Here is an 18,196-nt window from a genome sequence, read left to right as displayed (position 1 = left end):
CTCTTATTTTTTTAAGATTTTATGGGAGCTGTTCTGTGAATTGGAAGTAACCACAATAGTATATACTCCGGCAGGCAGATGACCCATATTAATCTTTGCAATCCTATTATCTACTTTCTCCATCTTTTCCATGACACGTGTGGCACTTTGTGAAAATACGGTAATCAGGATTTCTTCGTCTGTGCTTATAGAAGGTAGGTATATGGTAACATCTTCATTTTCTACCGGGTTAGGGAAAATGGACACACCTTCATTGGTTGCCATAACCGTTTCTTCAAAAACACCTTGACATTCCAAGTCCGTTTTAACCGTAATAGTACTCTCCGCATCAGAGAGCGGTAGGGTTATTTCGTTTTCTGAAGTCGTATATTCTTTTTCGTTTACGGTTATAAAATAACTAGAACTACCTTTAAGACTTAAAGAAACCAACTTACCCGTAGTATCCGTTTTAGCGTCTACTTTAAGCGCTTCTGGTTCAGTAACCCTTATGGTAAAACATTTTTTATAACCGGCTTCACCTGCAATTGTAATACATAATTTATATGAGCCAGATTCCAAGTTGTCAAAATTCGTAGAAGCTTTAAATCCTTTGGATTCGTTTATCGTTCCACCAGTTAAGATTGCAGTATAATCAAGGCTTTCAACCGCGCTTACCGCAATACTTCCGTTGTTACTTGATATGCAAGATTCACTTGTAGCTGCCACAGTAAAATTATCAACTGGCAGTGTGAAATCTGAGTCTGAACATCCTGTTTCTTTAGTTACGGTAGTAAACAACTGAATGGAACATCCATTAGCATCTTGAATACTGATATCATAGTCACCAGTCCCAAGATTTGAAAAATTGGGTTCAGAATGAAATGACCCTGCATTAATACTATATTGATATGGGGCTAAGCCACCGGTCGCCGTTATGATAATGGAACCATTGTTCGTACTATTGCACGTAACTTGTTCTATATTCAGTTCTGCCGCAATTGGCTCCGATGCCGTAATCGTTACGTAATTACTTTGCTCTTGATTTAAATTGCTATCGGTTACTAGAACATAATAGGTTCCTATTGCAACATTTTCAAAACTGTTTATAGCACTACTTGTAATCAAAATGGAATTTGAAGCATTGTAAAGTTCGTAATTATACTCTTCCGACCCGCCAGTTACATTTACCTCAACTACGGCACCTACCTCACTACAACCAAAAGATGTAGTTTGTATTAGCTGAACAACAAGGGGCTCAGTATCATTTGGTACCTCATCTAGCTCAAAAACATAGCCAGAACCAATGGCCGAGTAAAAGTTTGTTCCTACCGCAATTGAATTGTTCGTTAGGCTGATACTGTTTCCAAAAGCAGCGTATTCTCCATAAGTGCCACATGCCAATAATTTCTCATAACCGATCCATTCACCAGTATGAGATCGATAAAAAAGCTGTACCGCACCTGCAGAGGAGCCATTTTCATCATCTCCACTGATACCACATGCAATGCGATCTCCATTAATAGCTACATCAATACCAAACTTATCTTTGGCCATACCGTCTTCAGGAGTTAGTTTTTCTACAGATATCCATGAACCATCATTTGCTTTTTTGTAAATATAAGCTGTCCCCGTTTCAGTACTATTAGAATTTATAGATGCTGAGCCCACAATGATATCAGTTTCCGTATGATCTACGCTAACTCCGTAGCCTACATATGTTTTTGGATCTGAGGCCTTGAGTTTAGCCACTTCCGTCCAATTTCCATTGATTGTATTATCAAAGACATACACTGCTCCACTGTTCTCTATTACATCATCATCATAGAAAGAACCAACAACTGCCGTATTAGCGGTAATAGATACCGATATCCCAAAGGCATCTTGAGCTTCTGCATCAGAGGCCATTAATTTCTTGGTTTCTACCCAATTACCGTCCGTTTCTTTTTTAAAGATATAAGCGGCACCTGCATTTGTACCGTTTTCGTTGTCATTTGATGCCCCTATTATAATTTGATTTTCCGTTCCGTCTATAGCATAACCAAATTGCTTATAAAAGGTACTGTCAGACGCTAAAAGCTTTTGTGACTGTTGCCATACGCCTGTTGCCAATTTATCAAAAACATACACTGCTCCAGTTCTATAGTTCTGCTGATAAGAGCTGACAACTAGTGATTCTCCCGCAAAAGTCAGTGCAAATCCAAAATTTTCATCTTCACCACCGTCTGATGCGGTTATCTTTTGGATTTCTGCCCATTCACCTGTCGTTGTTTTATTGAAAATATATACAGACCCGCTATTTTCTCCTAAATCATCATCATAACTTGCAGAAGCTGCCAAAGTATTTCCGTCTTCGGTCATTGCCATTACTCTACCGAACAGATCTGATGCCGCTCCATCCGATGGAAAAATTTCAAAACATGCCGCTGCAGAGGTTTCCGCTTGGTATGGATTGGTTCCATTAGATACTTCTTCCCCATTTAAAATACCGTCATTATCACAATCTGCTGCAGCCCATATGGCATTATTTGAATCATACGCTGTATTCGTGTCCTGTTGAATTGGCAAACAAGGATCATTAGGGTCACTATCTATACTGTCCTCTACTCCATCTCCATCCGTATCCATATTAGAAGAGTCTTCAAAAAAGTACACATGGTCCATAGAAGTTGCTGCAATTAATCCTTCCCCAATGGCAACGTTATACCCAAAATCTATAATTGAACCTTCGGTGTCGGTCAAAATATGGGTTTCAACCCACTCACCATTAGATTTGTGATATACATAAAGCCATCCCTCAATGGTTTGATCAACGGACATGTTTACTACAATCCTATTGCTATTCATTGCCAAAGCATCCCCAAAGTAATCCGCTTGATAACCATTACTAGCCTTTAGGGTCTGAACTTCATTCCATAGTCCATTATAACCTTTTTCATAAACTATAGTTTCGCCTTGATCATAAACAACATCCGTGTATCCTACATCTCCTATGACAATTCTATTCTCTGTAATGGCCACATCTCTTGCGTAGGTATAATTCTGCCCGTCCGGAGCACTTAGCTGTTGTATTTCTTGCCAGGAATTATCACTTTGTTTTTCATAGATAAATGCACCCGTAGCGTCATAACCTGAAGCCCCAATTATTATTTGATTACCGGAGATAGCAACAGATTCTCCAAAACCACCAGCAAAAAGGTCATCTGATGGATAAAGCTCTGCTGTTTCTACCCAAACATTACTCGTATTTTTTTCAAAAATATAGACCGCCCCACTTGGTGCTATTCCCCCTGCAGCCAAGACAAGAACGTTCTCTGAAACTGCCAAAGCACTACCAAAACCATCATTAGAGAAAGCGCTAGATGCTTCAATTTGCTGCGTTTCTACCCAAGTTTCGTTAGCATCCTTTTGATATATAAATACAGTGTCAGGCAGGTTTTCATCATCATAAGGCTGGGAAACAATTAACGTATTTTCAGACAAGGCCAAAGCTTGACCAAATCTTGTAGTTCCCGATGCTTTTGGAGATGTAAGTTCTTGGTTCTTTTCCCAAACTCCACTGGAGTTTTTAGCATATATTTCAACTTTACTGCTCGTAGCACTTCTTATTCCTGCCACTACTGTTGTGCCATTGGTTGCAATGGATTTTGCTTCTCCGCCTACCGTTTCTATACGTTGTTCAGCAAACGTATCAGGATAAGTAGAATCTGTATAAAGTAATTCATTGGAATAAGGATTTGTTCCCGCTGTAATTTCATCACCGTTGGATACGGTATCTCCGTCACAATCATTATTCTGCCAAATGGCGCTTGAACTATCGTAACCCGTATACGCTTTATTTTGAAACGGAATACAAGCATCTATTGGGTTGGAATCATTACCGTCTAAAACGCCGTCGCCGTCCGTATCATCTATCTTTGGGTTAGTACCATTTGTAAGTTCTACTCCGTTGAGTATACCATCATTATCACAATCTGCTTCTTCCCATAAAACGGATATTAAGGCACTATCTTGATTGGCAGTAACATACGAACAACCATCATCTGGGTCCGTACCATCAGTATCCTCAATACTATTTAATACACCATCTCCATCAAAATCTTCAGGGTTTGCACAACGATCTAAGATTTCCCATTTTGTTTTACAACCATTATTATTCATGTTAATGCTAACTCGATCATTCGTTTTAATGAAGTTGCAAATACTTTTTTCACTACACTCCGATAATTCCGGATTGTATTGTATTCTTAATAGTCCACCTGCTGTAAGTTCTGCATTTTCAATTGCGGATAAATCATTTAATTTTAAATGAGATTGAATATGTAAATTCCCTAACACCTCTAGATTTTCCAGTCCATCTAATGATACAAGTTCAGGATTAGATATTAAAAATATATAACTTAAATGAGTAATCGCCTCAAGACCTTCAAGAGAAGTTAGTTTTTCATTGTTGCTAACATGTAAGGTGGAATATTCAACTCCTGCTAAGTTTAAAGAGTTAAGGTGATTTACATTAAGGAGTGAATTGTTTTGATCAATTTTTAAAACTGTAAATGTTTCTAAATTATCTAACCCTGCAAGAGTTTCAAGTTTTGGGTTTGCTATAATATCTATGTTATTGGTAACCGTTTTTAATGATTCCAAACCTGTAAGATCAACTAGGTTGTTATTGTAATTGATCGCTAAATTAGAATTAATGGTTTCCAGGGCATCTAGACCATTTAAATTTTGTAACGCATCATTATAAGAAATGGTCATATACCTATTAACAGATTCTAAGGATTGTAGTCCATCAAAATTTATTAAAGAAGAGTTATACTGAATCCTCATATCTTGACCTACGCTTTTTAAAGCTGTAAGCCCTTGCATTGAAGTTAATGAGGATGTATAAAAAGTTTGATCTAAAGAAAGAAAACCTGTTTCTACTATAAAATCTTCTCCTATAGTTTCTAATGCCTGTAATCCATCAAAATTCTCAAGACTTATCTGTTTATCAATCTTAAATGTTCCTCCTATACTTTTCAATTTAGAAAAATCTGTAAAATTTGTAAAACCACTATAGATTAAATTTCCATTGTCATAATTATTATTAGAAATAATGAAATTTTCTTGAATAGTCTCTAAGTTTTGAAAACCTGAAAGACTTGATACAGATGGGCTTGAACAAATAGTTAGATTTGACCCAACATTGATAAGATTTAAGAAACCGCTAATTGTTTCTAGTTTTTCCCCAGCACAAATTAAAAGATATGTTGGAATATTTTGGAGTTGTTGAAAACCAGATATCGTAGTAAGTTTATCAAGACCTGATATTGATATACTACCTAATATATTGGTGAGACTACCAAAGCCTGTAATACGTTCAACTTCATTATTACTTGAAATATTTAAAGAACCACCTATTGACTCTAAATTATCAAAACCAGTAATATCTGGCATTAATTTGTTAAGTTTAAAATAAAAATTTCCTCCTACCGATTCTAACGCTGTAAAATCTGCTTGAATTAAGGCATCATTACCGTTACCTGATATACTACTTACACTACCAATTACAAAATCACCACCTACGGTAACTAACTCATTTAAACCAGATAAGCTGTACAGAGCATCAGTAGAAAATATTTTTACACCACCATTCACGTTTTTCAAGCTTAACAATGCATCTACTTCCAAAAGGTTATTATTGTCGCGAATAGTAAATGTGCCTCCAATAGATTCTAAGCCTTCTAATCCATCTAGATTTTCCAAACTTTGGTTATTATCTATTTCAAAATCGCCTTGCACTGTTGCTAACTGTTCAAAGCCAATTAAATTCTGTAGGACTTTATTTCCTCTTAACGAAAAATCTCCCACAACGGTCTGTAAAGAATTGAATCCCGAAACATCATTTAGCAAATCATTACCCTTATTAAAATTTGACAATGTGGAATAATGACCAAGAATAAAATCTCCGTTGACATTCACAAGGGCTGAAAGTCCTGAAATACTTTGTAGTAAGTCATTATTATCAATATCCAAACCTCCAACTTGTGCCAGACTTGAAAATCCAGAAATAGATTCAAGATTTCCGTGATGTTTAATTAGCAATACCCCTCCAATAGTATGCAACACATTTAAATCCGGCAGGTCGTCTACATTCAGTGAGGTAATTGAAAAATTACCATGGACATTTGCAAGTTGATTAAATGCTGATAAGTCTCCAACACCAATACCACCAATAGTTATATTTCCACCTACTTCCGTTAAACCATTAAAACCGGCTATATTGGTTAATCCCGAGCCATTTGTTAAAGTAAAGTCATTATCTATTCGTGATAAATTAGATAAACCATTTATAGATATAAGATTGGAATTATACCTTACCGTAAAATTGTTAATTATTGAAAGGTTTTCTAACCCCGTTACCATCTGTAAAGCCTCATTGTTTTCAATAATTAAACTACCCACGGATACTAAATTATCTAAACCATTTAGATTGGTAATACTGGTGTTATTGATAGTAAAACTATCTGCTATACCCGTTATTTCGTCTAGAGCTGAAAGGTCTGTGATATCAGGGCTATTTAAATACAGACTTTTTAAAAGTTCCGTACAATTGGGGTACGTAGTTTTGAAATTATCTAAATCAGCCTGAGAATTTATGTATATCAATGAATTAGGACATTGTCCATAAAAACTAAAAAACGAGAAAATAAGGAGAAAAAAAAGAATAAACTTCTTCATAAAACAAGGCAATGCGGGCTGGTTAGACCTCTGGTTAGATAGAATAGTCTGTTTCTAACGCATGCAAATCCTTATTATTTCCTGAGAATTACTATTCTCGATGAATGGATTATATGATTTTGAAGATGAAGATAGCTTTTAGAAATAGTAGTGGTTAAAGGACATAACCATCTAATGTAGGAGTCAGAAAATAGTTGCTACTATTCTATGCATTAGATAGAGGTTAAGGCAAACTAAAAATCAATTACATAAATGGGGGCATTTCACCAACTATCTACTCCGTCTCCTCTCCTATTCCAATATTTTTAAAGGTCTGAATAATCAGATTCATTTCTTTTTCGTGTAAATGGTCATCCGACACGGCCATGTCTTCCAATATTTGAGCCAAAACCTTCTTTTTAGGATACGTCATATTGTGAAGGGAAACTAAAGCTTCTTCTACCGTTGTTTCTTGTGCATCACTTACTAAAATAGCATTCATACCAATATCTTCCTGAAGTTGACTCATGGCCTCTAGCTCATTGGGGTGAACTGTTCCATCGGCAAGAACAACCTGATTGGTCATCACATAAATAGCCTTTTTTTCCTCTTTATCAAATAGTACTTTTTCCGGTTTCTTGGTATTCATAGTTTATATTTATCAACATCACTTGTTCATAGATTCAAAAATATAAGTCATTAAGCTATTTTCCTTTGCATGTTTAAAACCATCCGAAATTGCCGTCATTTCTAAAATAGATTCTAGATTTACCTTCTTTTTTTCAGGCATTTCCTTTAATATAAGTATGGCTTGTTCACTATCTATGTTTCTAGCTTGCATTATAAAATTGCTATCAAAATCAATTTGTTTCATGAGCTGGGTCAGCGCAATTATTTCACCATTATGAACGTGACCATCTACTAGTATTACAGAATTGATAACATGAACAATAGCCAGTTTCTCGGCCAATGTAAAAGTTATTGTTTCTTCCTGCATAAAATGTCAATGATTTGTGTTAGTGATGGTAAGATAGTAAATTCCTGAAAGAGCCCTCTCCCCAATTATGAGAAATACTATTAAATTTAAAACATCTTAGTTTTATATCACAACTTTTTATAGCTCATTACCCTAAACCAATACCATAAACAGCTTATGAGTAAAGCAAAAAACCCGTACCAATTAATAGATACGGGTCTCAACCAAACCAACATAATTTTTTCCACCCTATTTAAAACCGGCTCTATTTAAGTACAGAGACCTTACATTTTAACTAGCTGAAGCTACTAAAAAACTTACTCCTCTACATATCAAACTTGTAACCAAAAGATAACATTATAGCGACGTTTTTCTGTTCGTTAAATTCATTGGCAGAGAAATCTAAAAATCCACTTTCGTAGGATAATCCAATATCAAATCGATCATCAAAAATAACACCAACACCTCCATTCATACCCAAATCAAAACCTTTAATATCTGTTCCTATATCCAATTTAGTATCTCCAATTTTTGCAGATAAAAGTGGAGCCAAATAAAATCCTGCGGAAAAATAGAATTCTCCAGAATCACCTATCTCAAAAGTATTATACCTAGCGCTAATGGGCACTTCTAAATAGAGCAGATTAAAATTATCATTTGATGTAGTAGCTCCTTTTCTTGCAAATGACAATCCTGAACCTACATATAATTCATCTGTGATATCAAGCTCTATGGTTCCCCCTAATTTTATTCCTAAAATCCTACCATAAAGATCAGAAATATCTGCCTGAGGAGAGCTAATATTCGAAAGGCCTACGGAACCTTCTACACCAAAAATTTGTGCATTAGCTGAAAAACTTAGCGAACCAATTAATAAAATCATAAGTACTTTTACCGATTTTTTCATAATATAAATTTTAAAGTTTATGGATGTTCGTGTTCTCGAAACCCTAGTTATTTTATGGTGCTAAGGTATCTGAAGACCTGCGTTTTTGAAATACCACGTTTTTTGTATTTTTTTCTACTGGTAATCCAGTAGAGCGTATTTTTTACTGATAAAAAAAGAGCCCTATCTCAATAAAATAGGACTCTTAGCAACAAACCAAACTTTATTTTATATTCACTTACTCCTATAGGAAGAAGGGCCAAAAACGCCGTTGTCGGCTACAACCAAAGGGGCGATATGGGAGCCAAACCGAAACAAAGGGTTCAGCCATAAGACCTCACCGGTATTAGCATCCATGGCCAACAATCCTACACTATTTTGATCATTATTATTCCTTAAAATATCATGGCCATGGGTAAACAACATGCCATTGGCGTATACGGGGCTAAAATCTACAGATACATCTTGGTTATTCCATAATTCTTCCCCGTTTCGCAGGTCTAGGGCAAAAGGCTTTGCATTAGTGGCACCCGGAAAACTTGTGCCTTTATCGTAATTGCTAAAGACCACGTTCCCCACAATTAAGGGCTCCCAAAGACTATTCGCACCGGTTTCTACCTCCCAAAGAATACTTTGGTTGTTTTTATCCAAACAATATAACACAGAACCGATACTCTGACCGTACGGTATGGCGTTCACGACCAATTTATCGCCAGAAACAAACGGGGTTCCAACACCGTTTACTTCCAACATCCAAAGGGTGTTAAATGTATCCAAATCAATTACATAAAGATTTTTAGCCGGTAAGTACATGGTATTTTCCATAAATAGGGGGACTCCGGTTGGTTCGTAGGGTAGTTTTTGCTTTTGTATAAGGCGCCCAGTTTCCTTATCCAGAATATGAAGGTAGGAGGGCACATCGGAATAATAGCTTTTTTCAGAAAACACATAGACCTTATCCCCATAAACTACAGGAGCTTGGTTATTGTTCAAAACATAATCCAATCTTCCATTGGGCTCGGTGCTATAGTACCATTTTAAAATTCCCGTGACCTCATCTACGGCAACTACCACCCCAGATCCCCCAGAGGCATAACAGACCCCATCAATACATATGGGGCGGGTGGCCCCCATACTGCCAAAATCAAATTCCAACATGTACCGGTCCCATAAAAAACGTCTATCGGCTACGTTTAGCGCATTTATAGAGTTATCATCGGATGTTACATAAATAGTACCATTGTTATAATCCGCTGGTCCTACAAAGTCGGTAAGGTCCGGAAAAGAATAAATCACGGTTTCTTCGCCGGTTTGGGCATCAACCGTATAAATGGTTTCATCTTTGGCCGCGATAACGAAATCATTGAGTAACGGGTCTCCTGCTACAATCTGTCCGCCTTTTTCCGGATGGACCACTTCCCCGTTTTCATTGAGTTCCACCCCGTCATCTTTAGAGCAACTGGCCATAACAATGGTCAAGAGCGATAGAAAAAGGTAATTAATTATTTGTCGCTTTTTCATTGTAGTAATTTTTATTCCACTTTAAAATTGAAAATCTCTGATATTGATGTGTTTCCTGCTCCATCCACGGTTTTCACCTGCCAATAATAGGTATTGCCGGATGCTATATTTACATTCATTTTATTTTGGGCAGAACCACCTAATGATGTTGATGGTGTAGTTTCCGTACCGAAAAACACTTCAAATTCCGTGATATCATCATCCACATCGTCTCCCTTCCATTCTAAGGCTACACTAGAATTTGCGGAGATAGTCGCTCCCCTCTTGGGGTAAAAAGCTTCGGCCGGAAAAGGAGCATAATTAATCACGCCTTCACCTGCATTATAGAACTTCCAGATAGCACTTTTTGGAGCCGTTTCGGAATCTTCGCTACTAGTTGTCACATACCACTCATATGGTGTATTACTATTGAGCGTTAGGGTAGCCTCGTTACTTGGGGATTCCGTTACTTGCGTATCTCCATTTTGAAGGTTCTTTACATTCACCTCATAACTATCTGCGTTTTCCGAAGTCTGCCATTGAAAAGTAATGGCACTTTGCTGGTCGTTGACCGTATTACCCTCGGTACATTCTGAGTTGTTCTCAGGAAAAACCAAACTTACACTACCAGGGTCTCCCATATCACCTTCTTCCCGACCATCATCTTTACTGCCCGGGCATGCGGTCATTACAACTAATAACAGTAGCCACATTGTTGGTTTTAGTATTCTCATTGTTTTATAATTTTAAATGTTCTTGTATCTCCGTTTATTTGAACCGACAATACATAAACTCCTGCCGTTAGTCTGTTTGCATCAATCTTTATAGTACTAGTATTGGGTTCTATTACTTCTTGTAATACCATTTTACCATCAAAAGTGTTTAATTGAATGGGTACGGGTTCTTCAGACGTTTTACCCAACGCAACGGAAATTTTTCCATCTTTCACAGGGTTAGGGTAGATAATTATTTGCTCTTTAAAATCTAGGATTTCCTCATGAACTCCTTGGCAATTCTTATCTGTGGCTACCGAAAGTTTTGCTTTTGCCGCATAGACTGGCAGCGTTATCTCAGACTCTGCAGTTACTATAGTTTCTTCGTTAAGTGAAATCGTATATTCATCGGCACCGGCTAAATTTAGGGTCACCGATTTTGCACTTAAGTTCACTTTTGAAGTTACCGAAAGTGCTTCCGGTGCAGCTATACTAATATCATAACAGTTCTTATAACCAGACTGCCCATTAACCGTAATACAAACTTTATAGGTGCCACTCTCCAAATCTGAAAAAGAAACAGAGCTTGTGAAATTGTTGTTTTTACTCACTCCGTTACCGGTCAATGTTGCTATATAGTTATAGTCAGCGTTTGCATTAATATTGATATTTCCGTTATTACTTCCTACACATGATTCTCCTTTAGAAGAAACCGTGAAATTATTGCTTGGTAGCGAGAATATTTCACAACCCGTAACATCTACAGTTGCTCCAAATGGCGTGTTGGGGCAATCATCATTTGCATTTAAGACCCCATCGCCATCACTATCATTAGGATCAGTATGGGTACTATTGCCAAGACTTACCGTAAAATCTTTAGTAGACCCATCTTCTGCAGTCACCGTATAAATAACAGGATTAGTAAAATCATTTATAGTAACCCCGCTCTGTTGAGTGACTCCCGCAACGGAAACCGTTGCCCTACCGGAATGGGCAAATGTGGCTACTAAATTTGCGGGGTTGATATTATCCGGTAGTTCTATGGTAATGTTATTTCCGTTGATAGCCCCAACTGCTGATGGCGCAGTTACATTAAATCTAAAATCCGTTATTTCCTTTTCATTACTTAGCGTGCTTCTTGAGCCAACGGTATACCAAACGCCCCATTTACCATTGGGAATCAATTCTACTACATTACCGGCAGGTGTTATTTTATCCGCTGCCATGTCAATAGACATGATATCTTCATCGCTTCCGTTATAGGTGTCAAATATGATTTTATCATCGTTTTTAGAATAATTGGGAAAGCCCAATTTGTTGTTTTCATATACGACTTCCGATGCTCCCGTTTCAATATTTGCCGTAATTACCTTATACGAATTTTCAAGAGTATCAAAATAATCAAAAGCCAGAATGTTACCTGAAGTCTTAGAAAAAGAAGGGTTTCCGATATTTACACCTTCCGGTAAGTTGGAGAATATTTTTTGAATAGCTCCACTACCAAATGTTTTAGAGCTATTATCCCATACATGCAGCGCACCAACATCCCAATACTCTATATCTTCACCGTTCGCGTTATTTAATCGGTTTAAAGCGTCATATATCAAATACTCGCCTGAGTAATCCCACTCTAGGGCATCAGGATATAATACCTCTCCCGTGGTTATGCCATCTGCAGAAGTAGGGTTGTACAATTCAAACTCTTTGAATTCACCACTTACCAAATCCGATATGTAAATAACATTAGACTGGTCATTAAAGATCATAGCTAGTTTGGTGCCATCTTTTGAGAGTGCTACCCCACCCCAAAGCGATTCATCAGAAACCACTTCTTCCTGTGGAGCATTCAAGTCCAAAGACAGCATATTGACTTTATTCTCGTCCGTAACATAGATGGCAAAACTACCATCGTCCGCAACATTAGGTTTTCTAAAAATTCCAGTGGTTGTTAATTGATAATACGTAGTAACCTCAGTATCGGAAGCGTACAAAGTATAAGGATCGGTATCTCTAATATCCAAACTTAAAATAAACTCATCACCATCAACCGTTGGTATGTCATTATCTGTTTCCGTAGCTTCACCCTCAGTAATACCTACCGTATCAAATGCCGTTTTTGCGGCTTCAACCTCTTGTGAATTCTCGCCATGCAGGTCAGTAGCGGATTGAATGATAGCAATTCTTAAATCTACAAATTGAGAGGATACTGTCAAATAGGTCTCTAGAGCTCGGTAATAAATCTGTTCCGCTTTCTCTTTTCCTATATCAGTAGCGATTAAATAATAGGCTCTGTTTACGATGCCACTATTTCTGTGGACCCCTCCGTTATCTTCCGACCCGGAATAGAACTCCGTCATATCTTTAGGCTGCCATCCTCTTTCTCCTTGATTGACCCCATTATTGGGGTCTTGCATATCCCGCATGGCTCCAGAAGCAAAATACTGAGTATTGACTACATCTTCGCCTATCAACCAATCTTCTCTGTCAATCATAGCGCCGAAAATATCTGCAAAAGATTCATTGATCGCGCCTGACTGATCCTTATACATTAGGTTTGCGGTAGCCTCAATGACACCGTGAGACATTTCATGACCACCAACATCCAAGGCTCCTGCAAAAGGGCTAAACGCATTTTTACCATTGCCATAAAACATGGCTTTTCCGTTCCAAAAGGCATTGTCAAATCCTTCTTCATTTTCATCAGATACATTTATTACCGAAATTATCGTACCTCCTTGTCCATTAATAGAATTTCTGTTAAACGTATTTTTAAAAAAATTATAGGCCACCTCAGAATTATAATGCGCAGATACCGCTATAGGGTCATTCCAAGTGCTTCCTGTAGTTGTTACATGATAAAGTTTTGCTCCTTCTCCCGGTGGTTTATTTTTCAAATCAAGTGTCACTATGGCCCCAACAGGATTATCTGGCAGTTTTGATTGACTAGCATTGAACATAGATTCAGAAGTGTTGATCATGTAGTTTACACCATCTTCACCATGTGTTTTCAACTGTCTGTTTACCCCGTTTAAATCAGTTCCCGAACCGGTTGTTGGTGGTGCTACCAATGCAGCATGGTTATGGTTTGTTTTTTCATCCTCGTACTTATGGTAAAAACTACAGGTATGGTAACGCTTTTCTAGAATGCGGCCGGATTGTGCATCAACAAAATACTCCCACCTATCTTTTATATTCGGGTATACCGTTAAATGTCTAGTTAGAATATTCTCGCCTTCAAATGGAAAAATCAATAGTTCTTCTTCGTATTTTGAATCCAATATTGGCATAATATTATATACAGGTCCTTCAGAAAGTGATACACCTAAATCTCTTTCTACAACTTGTAATGCGTCTTGTACCGTTAGCTTTGGAGTGGTGCTTTCTATTTTAGGCGTAGGTTTATTTCTTCCGTTTAGCGCATTTACTTTATTGCTTTTATCTAAATGTAGAATTACCTCACTCCCATATACTTTTATGCCTTGAAAAACCTGTTGCATTTTAATATGCCTCTGCCCTAAAACATCGATTTTATTAGATATCTCAGCAAACTCAGTTTCAGGGTCCTTAATTTTAATAAGGTCCTTTACATCTGCCAAATAGCCTTTTACCACATCCTCAGATGATTGCTTAGCTACGACAGAGGCTACATCTTTATTTGCCTTGCTCTTAATAAATAGAGGCGTTCCGTTTTCAGATTTGCCAGTAACCATATGTTTATATTTATGATTACCTGAACCCACGTTAAAAACCGAGGACATTTGAAAATTAGTTCGTCCTGTTATGCTAGACCTCTTTTTGGCCTTAGCCATTTTAGGTATGTTTATTTTCTTTACCGTTCGTTTCTTAGCAGCGGTTCCTTTCTGATGTCTTTTATCATCAAAAGTATCTTGTGCGGTAACTGTCACCGCCATAAAAAAGGTGAAAATAATGGTGGTTATATATAGTGTGCTTCTCATAGCTGGTTATTTAATGTGGTTTTTCATCTCATTATAAAATTCCAAATAGGCCTTATCAGGTTTATGGTCACTGGATCCCCACACGACCTTGTGTTTAATATTTTGATTTACTTCTTCCAAGAAATAATAGCGACTGCCAGGGTGGTTAAAATTGGCTTCGGACAGTGCTAATTCTTCAAACTTTAAAAAACATGCAGTCACTTCTTTTTTTGATAGCGGGGCTAACTCCTCTGTTTGTTGGGTTAGCGAATTCGTATGGAATAACTGTCCGTTCTCTAGAAGTATATACCTATCTACCGTTCCAGCCATACCGCCTCCGTACCCAAAAACCAGTTGCTTACTGGGCAATTCGTCAAAAGTGTAGTGTTGAGACTTACAATTCAACAGCGTTAAGAAAAGTAGACCATAAAACAAGAGTGTTCGTTTCATCTTTAAGTATGTATTTATTTTTAGTAGTTTTTTCGGTAATACTGTTATAATTAAGTAGCTTGACGGTTATAGGATACTTCTTGTAATTTGCTGATGGCAAGGTATTTTGAAATGCTTGTTTCTGAAATACCACGTTGTTTGTATTTTTTTCTACTGGTTTTCCAGTATATTGATTACAGGGTGTTTATAGTGCCGTATAGTTGTAGTATCTTGGCGGTAAACAATCAAAAAACTACCATACCAAAATGCGTTCTCTAGTATTTGTTTTTATTCTTTTACTATCCCTCACTATTTCTGCCCAAACAGGGCGTGAAGCGCGCATAGATAGTTTAGAAAATGCTTTGAAATCAGCGGGGCAAGATACCACTAGGGTGAACATTCTTAGCGAGTTGGCACGCTCCTACGGTGGCGTAGACTCCTTAAAAGCCTTTGAAAAAGGGTTTGCCGCCATTGCGTTGGCCAAAAGAATCAACTACCTAAGGGGTATGGCCGATGCTAATATTAACTTAGCAGGTTGTTATCTTGATTATTTTGATGTGGATAATGCAAAGAAGTATTTTACAATAGGTAATAAGTTTGCCGATAAATTGGTTGCAAAAGATTCATCTTCCCGTAATATGAAAATATGGTTGCGCGGCAAATATAATATAGGTGTAGCCTATGGTTACGAGGGCAATGTAGAAAAGGAAATAAAACAAATTGCAGAAACCATACCCTACGCACAGGAAATGGGCGATAAAATGTTCGTAGCCAATGCCAACACCAGCTTAGGAATCAAATACAGTAATTTAATGCTATATAAGAGGGCTTATGAAATGTTTTTAATAAGTCAAAAACAATATGAAGAAGTTGGCACTCCAGAAGATATGTTATATCACAGCTTATCATTTTCTTCCGCTTTATCAAGTATGGACTCATTAAAACGTATGAAATCTGTATTGGATATTGCAAAAGTAAATCTAGACCTAATCCCTAATTCTTTCTACGAAGGCCCTTATCAAATGGAACTTGGCCTTTATCATGCCAAAATTGGCGAGTATAATAAAGCGCTTGTTGCATTAGACAAAGCCTATACATATTACAAGGAACAGTCATCTAGTTTCTATATAAAACTAATATACCAAAGGTATGCCGAAGCTTATAGTGGAATGGGTAATTTTAAAAAAGCCAAAGAGTACACATTAAAGTATATTAACTTTAGTGACGATGAGCATTCTTTTAATGATAAGTTAGGCTCTTACTATTCCCTAGCAAAATTCGATGCCAAACTTACCAATTACAAGTCGGCGTACAACTACTTAAAAGACTACGTGGCTGCACTAGATAGTGCCAGAGTTGGAGAATTGGGCAACGAAATGCAGCAGCTTGAAATACAATACAAAACTGCAACCAAAGAAAAAGAAATTTTAGCGCTTAAAAATGAAAAAAGTGAGGCAGCTTTAGCGCTTCAGGTCAAGAAGTCACAAAACTATCTTTTGGGAGCCGTGGCCAGTCTACTCGCCCTACTGCTTTTTATCGGTTTCTACGCGTACAACGCTAAGCTTAGAAGAGCACGAAAAAAAGAACGGGAACAAGAAAAAGAAGTTTCTCTTTTAAAACAAAAGCAAGAAAACGAAGTGTTTTCCGCCATGATAGAAGGTCAGGAAAAAGAACGGAAAAGATTGGCAATAGACCTTCACGATGGCCTGGGTGGGCGATTATCTGGTATTAGCATGAATTTGTCCAAACTAGATAAGGACGAGCCAAAGGAATACCCTAAGACCCAACTAAAAAAGGTGATGAAAGACCTTGACGACTCCCTAACCGAGTTGCGCTCCATTGCCCGAAATATGATGCCGGAAACTTTAGTGAAATTCGGACTTCAAGCGGCACTCAAAGATTATTGCAGTAGCATGACCGGGAGTGGCACCAAAGTAACCTTACAATTTTACGGTACTGAAAAAGGCATCAGCTTAAATCAACAGGTTACCATGTACCGTGTCATACAAGAATTGATTAATAACGCCATAAAACATGCCAAAGCTTCAGATGTTTTGGTGCAGTATATGAGAGATGGCAATAAAGTAGATATTACCGTAGAAGATAATGGGGTTGGTTTTAGCAAAGGTAATACTGCCGATAAAGAAGGCGGTATGGGGCTTTCTAACCTTAAAACTAGGGTTGCCTATTTAAAAGGCGATTTAGAATTTCACTCAGAAGAAAATGAAGGAACTACTGTTAATGTTCAAATCAATGTAGATGCAGCGTAAACCCATAGACATTTTAATAGTTGATGATCACCCAATGGTCATTGAGGGGCTTAAAACATTATTAAGTGATGATGAAAGAGTCTCCGTAAAAACCCATTTTATAAACGGAACGGATACCCTTTCTTATTTAGAAAAAGATACGGCAGATGTTATTCTGTTGGATGTAAACCTACCGGACATTAATGGTGTTGAAATGGTTACTAAAATACTGAACATAAGAGCTAATGTTGGTATCATTGGCCTTAGCACCTATAGTGAGCCTAGTATCATTAACCAAATGATTAAGAACGGCGTAAAGGGCTACTTACTTAAAAACGCTACGGCAGATGAGTTGGTTAATGCCATTTCTCAAGTACAACAAGGTAATTTTTATTTTGGTAGTGAAGTTCAAAAAATTCTAGCAGATTCCGTAACACAAGAGAGCACTGACCTGCCCAAGCTTACCCGCAGAGAAAAACATGTGCTCACCCTAATAGCAGAAGGAAAAACAACAAACAACATTGCAGAAGAGCTTTTTATTAGTCCGCTTACGGTAGAAACGCATAGAAGAAATCTGATGCAAAAGTTAGAGGTTTCAAATGCTGCTTCCCTAATTAAAGTTGCTGTTGAAAAAAAGTTAATTTAAAGTTTTACACTCTAAAAAATTATGATTGAGAACTACTAAAATTAGGGTAGAAACCGATTAAAAATCAAAAATAAAATGAAATTAAAAGGCCTGTTAAGACTCAAAACAATTGTTTTTTGTAGGTCTTACAGTTGATAATATGCTGAAAATTTTGCATATTCGTGAAGAATTTTCCCAAAATCAA

General features: G+C 37.2%; 10 protein-coding genes. 2 read left to right on the top strand and 8 right to left on the bottom strand.

The window, feature by feature from the left end:
* Positions 1 to 3 precede the first annotated feature (3 nt).
* From KO521_RS03575 to KO521_RS03540, 8 genes are all read right to left on the bottom strand, one after another.
* A complete protein-coding gene (locus KO521_RS03575) occupies positions 4 to 6,627 on the bottom strand; it encodes a T9SS type A sorting domain-containing protein (protein ID WP_215938514.1) in 6,624 nt (2,207 codons plus the stop codon).
* Positions 6,628 to 6,973: 346 nt separating this feature from the next.
* The gene (locus tag KO521_RS03570) at positions 6,974 to 7,327 is read right to left on the bottom strand and encodes a hypothetical protein (RefSeq protein ID WP_215938513.1); all 354 of its coding nucleotides are present in this window, start codon (positions 7,325 to 7,327) and stop codon (positions 6,974 to 6,976) included.
* 18 nt (positions 7,328 to 7,345) lie between these two features.
* The gene (locus KO521_RS03565) at positions 7,346 to 7,675 is read right to left on the bottom strand and encodes a TerB family tellurite resistance protein (protein WP_215938512.1); all 330 of its coding nucleotides are present in this window, start codon (positions 7,673 to 7,675) and stop codon (positions 7,346 to 7,348) included.
* A 304-nt stretch (positions 7,676 to 7,979) separates the two neighbouring features.
* The gene (locus KO521_RS03560) at positions 7,980 to 8,561 is read right to left on the bottom strand and encodes a porin family protein (RefSeq protein WP_215938511.1); all 582 of its coding nucleotides are present in this window, start codon (positions 8,559 to 8,561) and stop codon (positions 7,980 to 7,982) included.
* Between the two features lie 213 nt (positions 8,562 to 8,774).
* Positions 8,775 to 10,061: a PQQ-like beta-propeller repeat protein gene (locus KO521_RS03555; RefSeq protein ID WP_215938510.1), complete on the bottom strand. Its 1,287-nt coding sequence runs from the start codon at positions 10,059 to 10,061 to the stop codon at positions 8,775 to 8,777.
* A gap of 11 nt (positions 10,062 to 10,072) precedes the next feature.
* Positions 10,073 to 10,774 (bottom strand): hypothetical protein, encoded by a 702-nt coding sequence (locus tag KO521_RS03550; RefSeq protein WP_215938509.1) that lies wholly within the window; start codon positions 10,772 to 10,774, stop codon positions 10,073 to 10,075.
* A complete protein-coding gene (locus KO521_RS03545) occupies positions 10,771 to 14,709 on the bottom strand; it encodes a M4 family metallopeptidase (protein WP_215938508.1) in 3,939 nt (1,312 codons plus the stop codon). The genes KO521_RS03550 and KO521_RS03545 overlap by 4 nt, the downstream gene beginning before the upstream one ends.
* A gap of 6 nt (positions 14,710 to 14,715) precedes the next feature.
* The gene (locus KO521_RS03540) at positions 14,716 to 15,138 is read right to left on the bottom strand and encodes a hypothetical protein (protein WP_215938507.1); all 423 of its coding nucleotides are present in this window, start codon (positions 15,136 to 15,138) and stop codon (positions 14,716 to 14,718) included.
* Between the two features lie 245 nt (positions 15,139 to 15,383).
* Here KO521_RS03540 and KO521_RS03535 point away from each other — a divergent pair, with 245 nt between their 5' ends.
* Together KO521_RS03535 and KO521_RS03530 are read left to right on the top strand one after the other, a co-directional pair.
* Positions 15,384 to 17,387 carry a sensor histidine kinase gene (locus tag KO521_RS03535; RefSeq protein WP_215938506.1) on the top strand — a complete coding sequence of 668 codons (2,004 nt, stop codon included), beginning with the start codon at positions 15,384 to 15,386 and terminating at the stop codon, positions 17,385 to 17,387.
* Complete coding sequence (locus KO521_RS03530; protein WP_215938505.1) at positions 17,377 to 18,012, top strand: response regulator; 636 nt, start codon at positions 17,377 to 17,379, stop codon at positions 18,010 to 18,012. The genes KO521_RS03535 and KO521_RS03530 overlap by 11 nt, the downstream gene beginning before the upstream one ends.
* Positions 18,013 to 18,196 lie beyond the last annotated feature (184 nt).

The organism is Zobellia uliginosa (assembly GCF_018860745.1).
Classification (GTDB): Bacteria; Bacteroidota; Bacteroidia; order Flavobacteriales; family Flavobacteriaceae; genus Zobellia; species Zobellia uliginosa_B.
Note: the sequence above shows the minus strand (reverse complement) of the source record. Positions and strands in the feature narration are given on the sequence as shown.

What these genes read in the sequence shown, in the direction of transcription:
- KO521_RS03535 (WP_215938506.1), top strand. Translation starts at nt 15,384, where the DNA reads ATGCGTTCTCTAGTATTTGTTTTTATTCTTTTACTATCCCTCACTATT.
- KO521_RS03555 (WP_215938510.1), bottom strand. Translation starts at nt 10,061, where the DNA reads ATGAAAAAGCGACAAATAATTAATTACCTTTTTCTATCGCTCTTGACC.
- KO521_RS03540 (WP_215938507.1), bottom strand. Translation starts at nt 15,138, where the DNA reads ATGAAACGAACACTCTTGTTTTATGGTCTACTTTTCTTAACGCTGTTG.
- KO521_RS03570 (WP_215938513.1), bottom strand. Translation starts at nt 7,327, where the DNA reads ATGAATACCAAGAAACCGGAAAAAGTACTATTTGATAAAGAGGAAAAA.
- KO521_RS03560 (WP_215938511.1), bottom strand. Translation starts at nt 8,561, where the DNA reads ATGAAAAAATCGGTAAAAGTACTTATGATTTTATTAATTGGTTCGCTA.
- KO521_RS03550 (WP_215938509.1), bottom strand. Translation starts at nt 10,774, where the DNA reads ATGAGAATACTAAAACCAACAATGTGGCTACTGTTATTAGTTGTAATG.
- KO521_RS03530 (WP_215938505.1), top strand. Translation starts at nt 17,377, where the DNA reads ATGCAGCGTAAACCCATAGACATTTTAATAGTTGATGATCACCCAATG.
- KO521_RS03565 (WP_215938512.1), bottom strand. Translation starts at nt 7,675, where the DNA reads ATGCAGGAAGAAACAATAACTTTTACATTGGCCGAGAAACTGGCTATT.
- KO521_RS03545 (WP_215938508.1), bottom strand. Translation starts at nt 14,709, where the DNA reads ATGAGAAGCACACTATATATAACCACCATTATTTTCACCTTTTTTATG.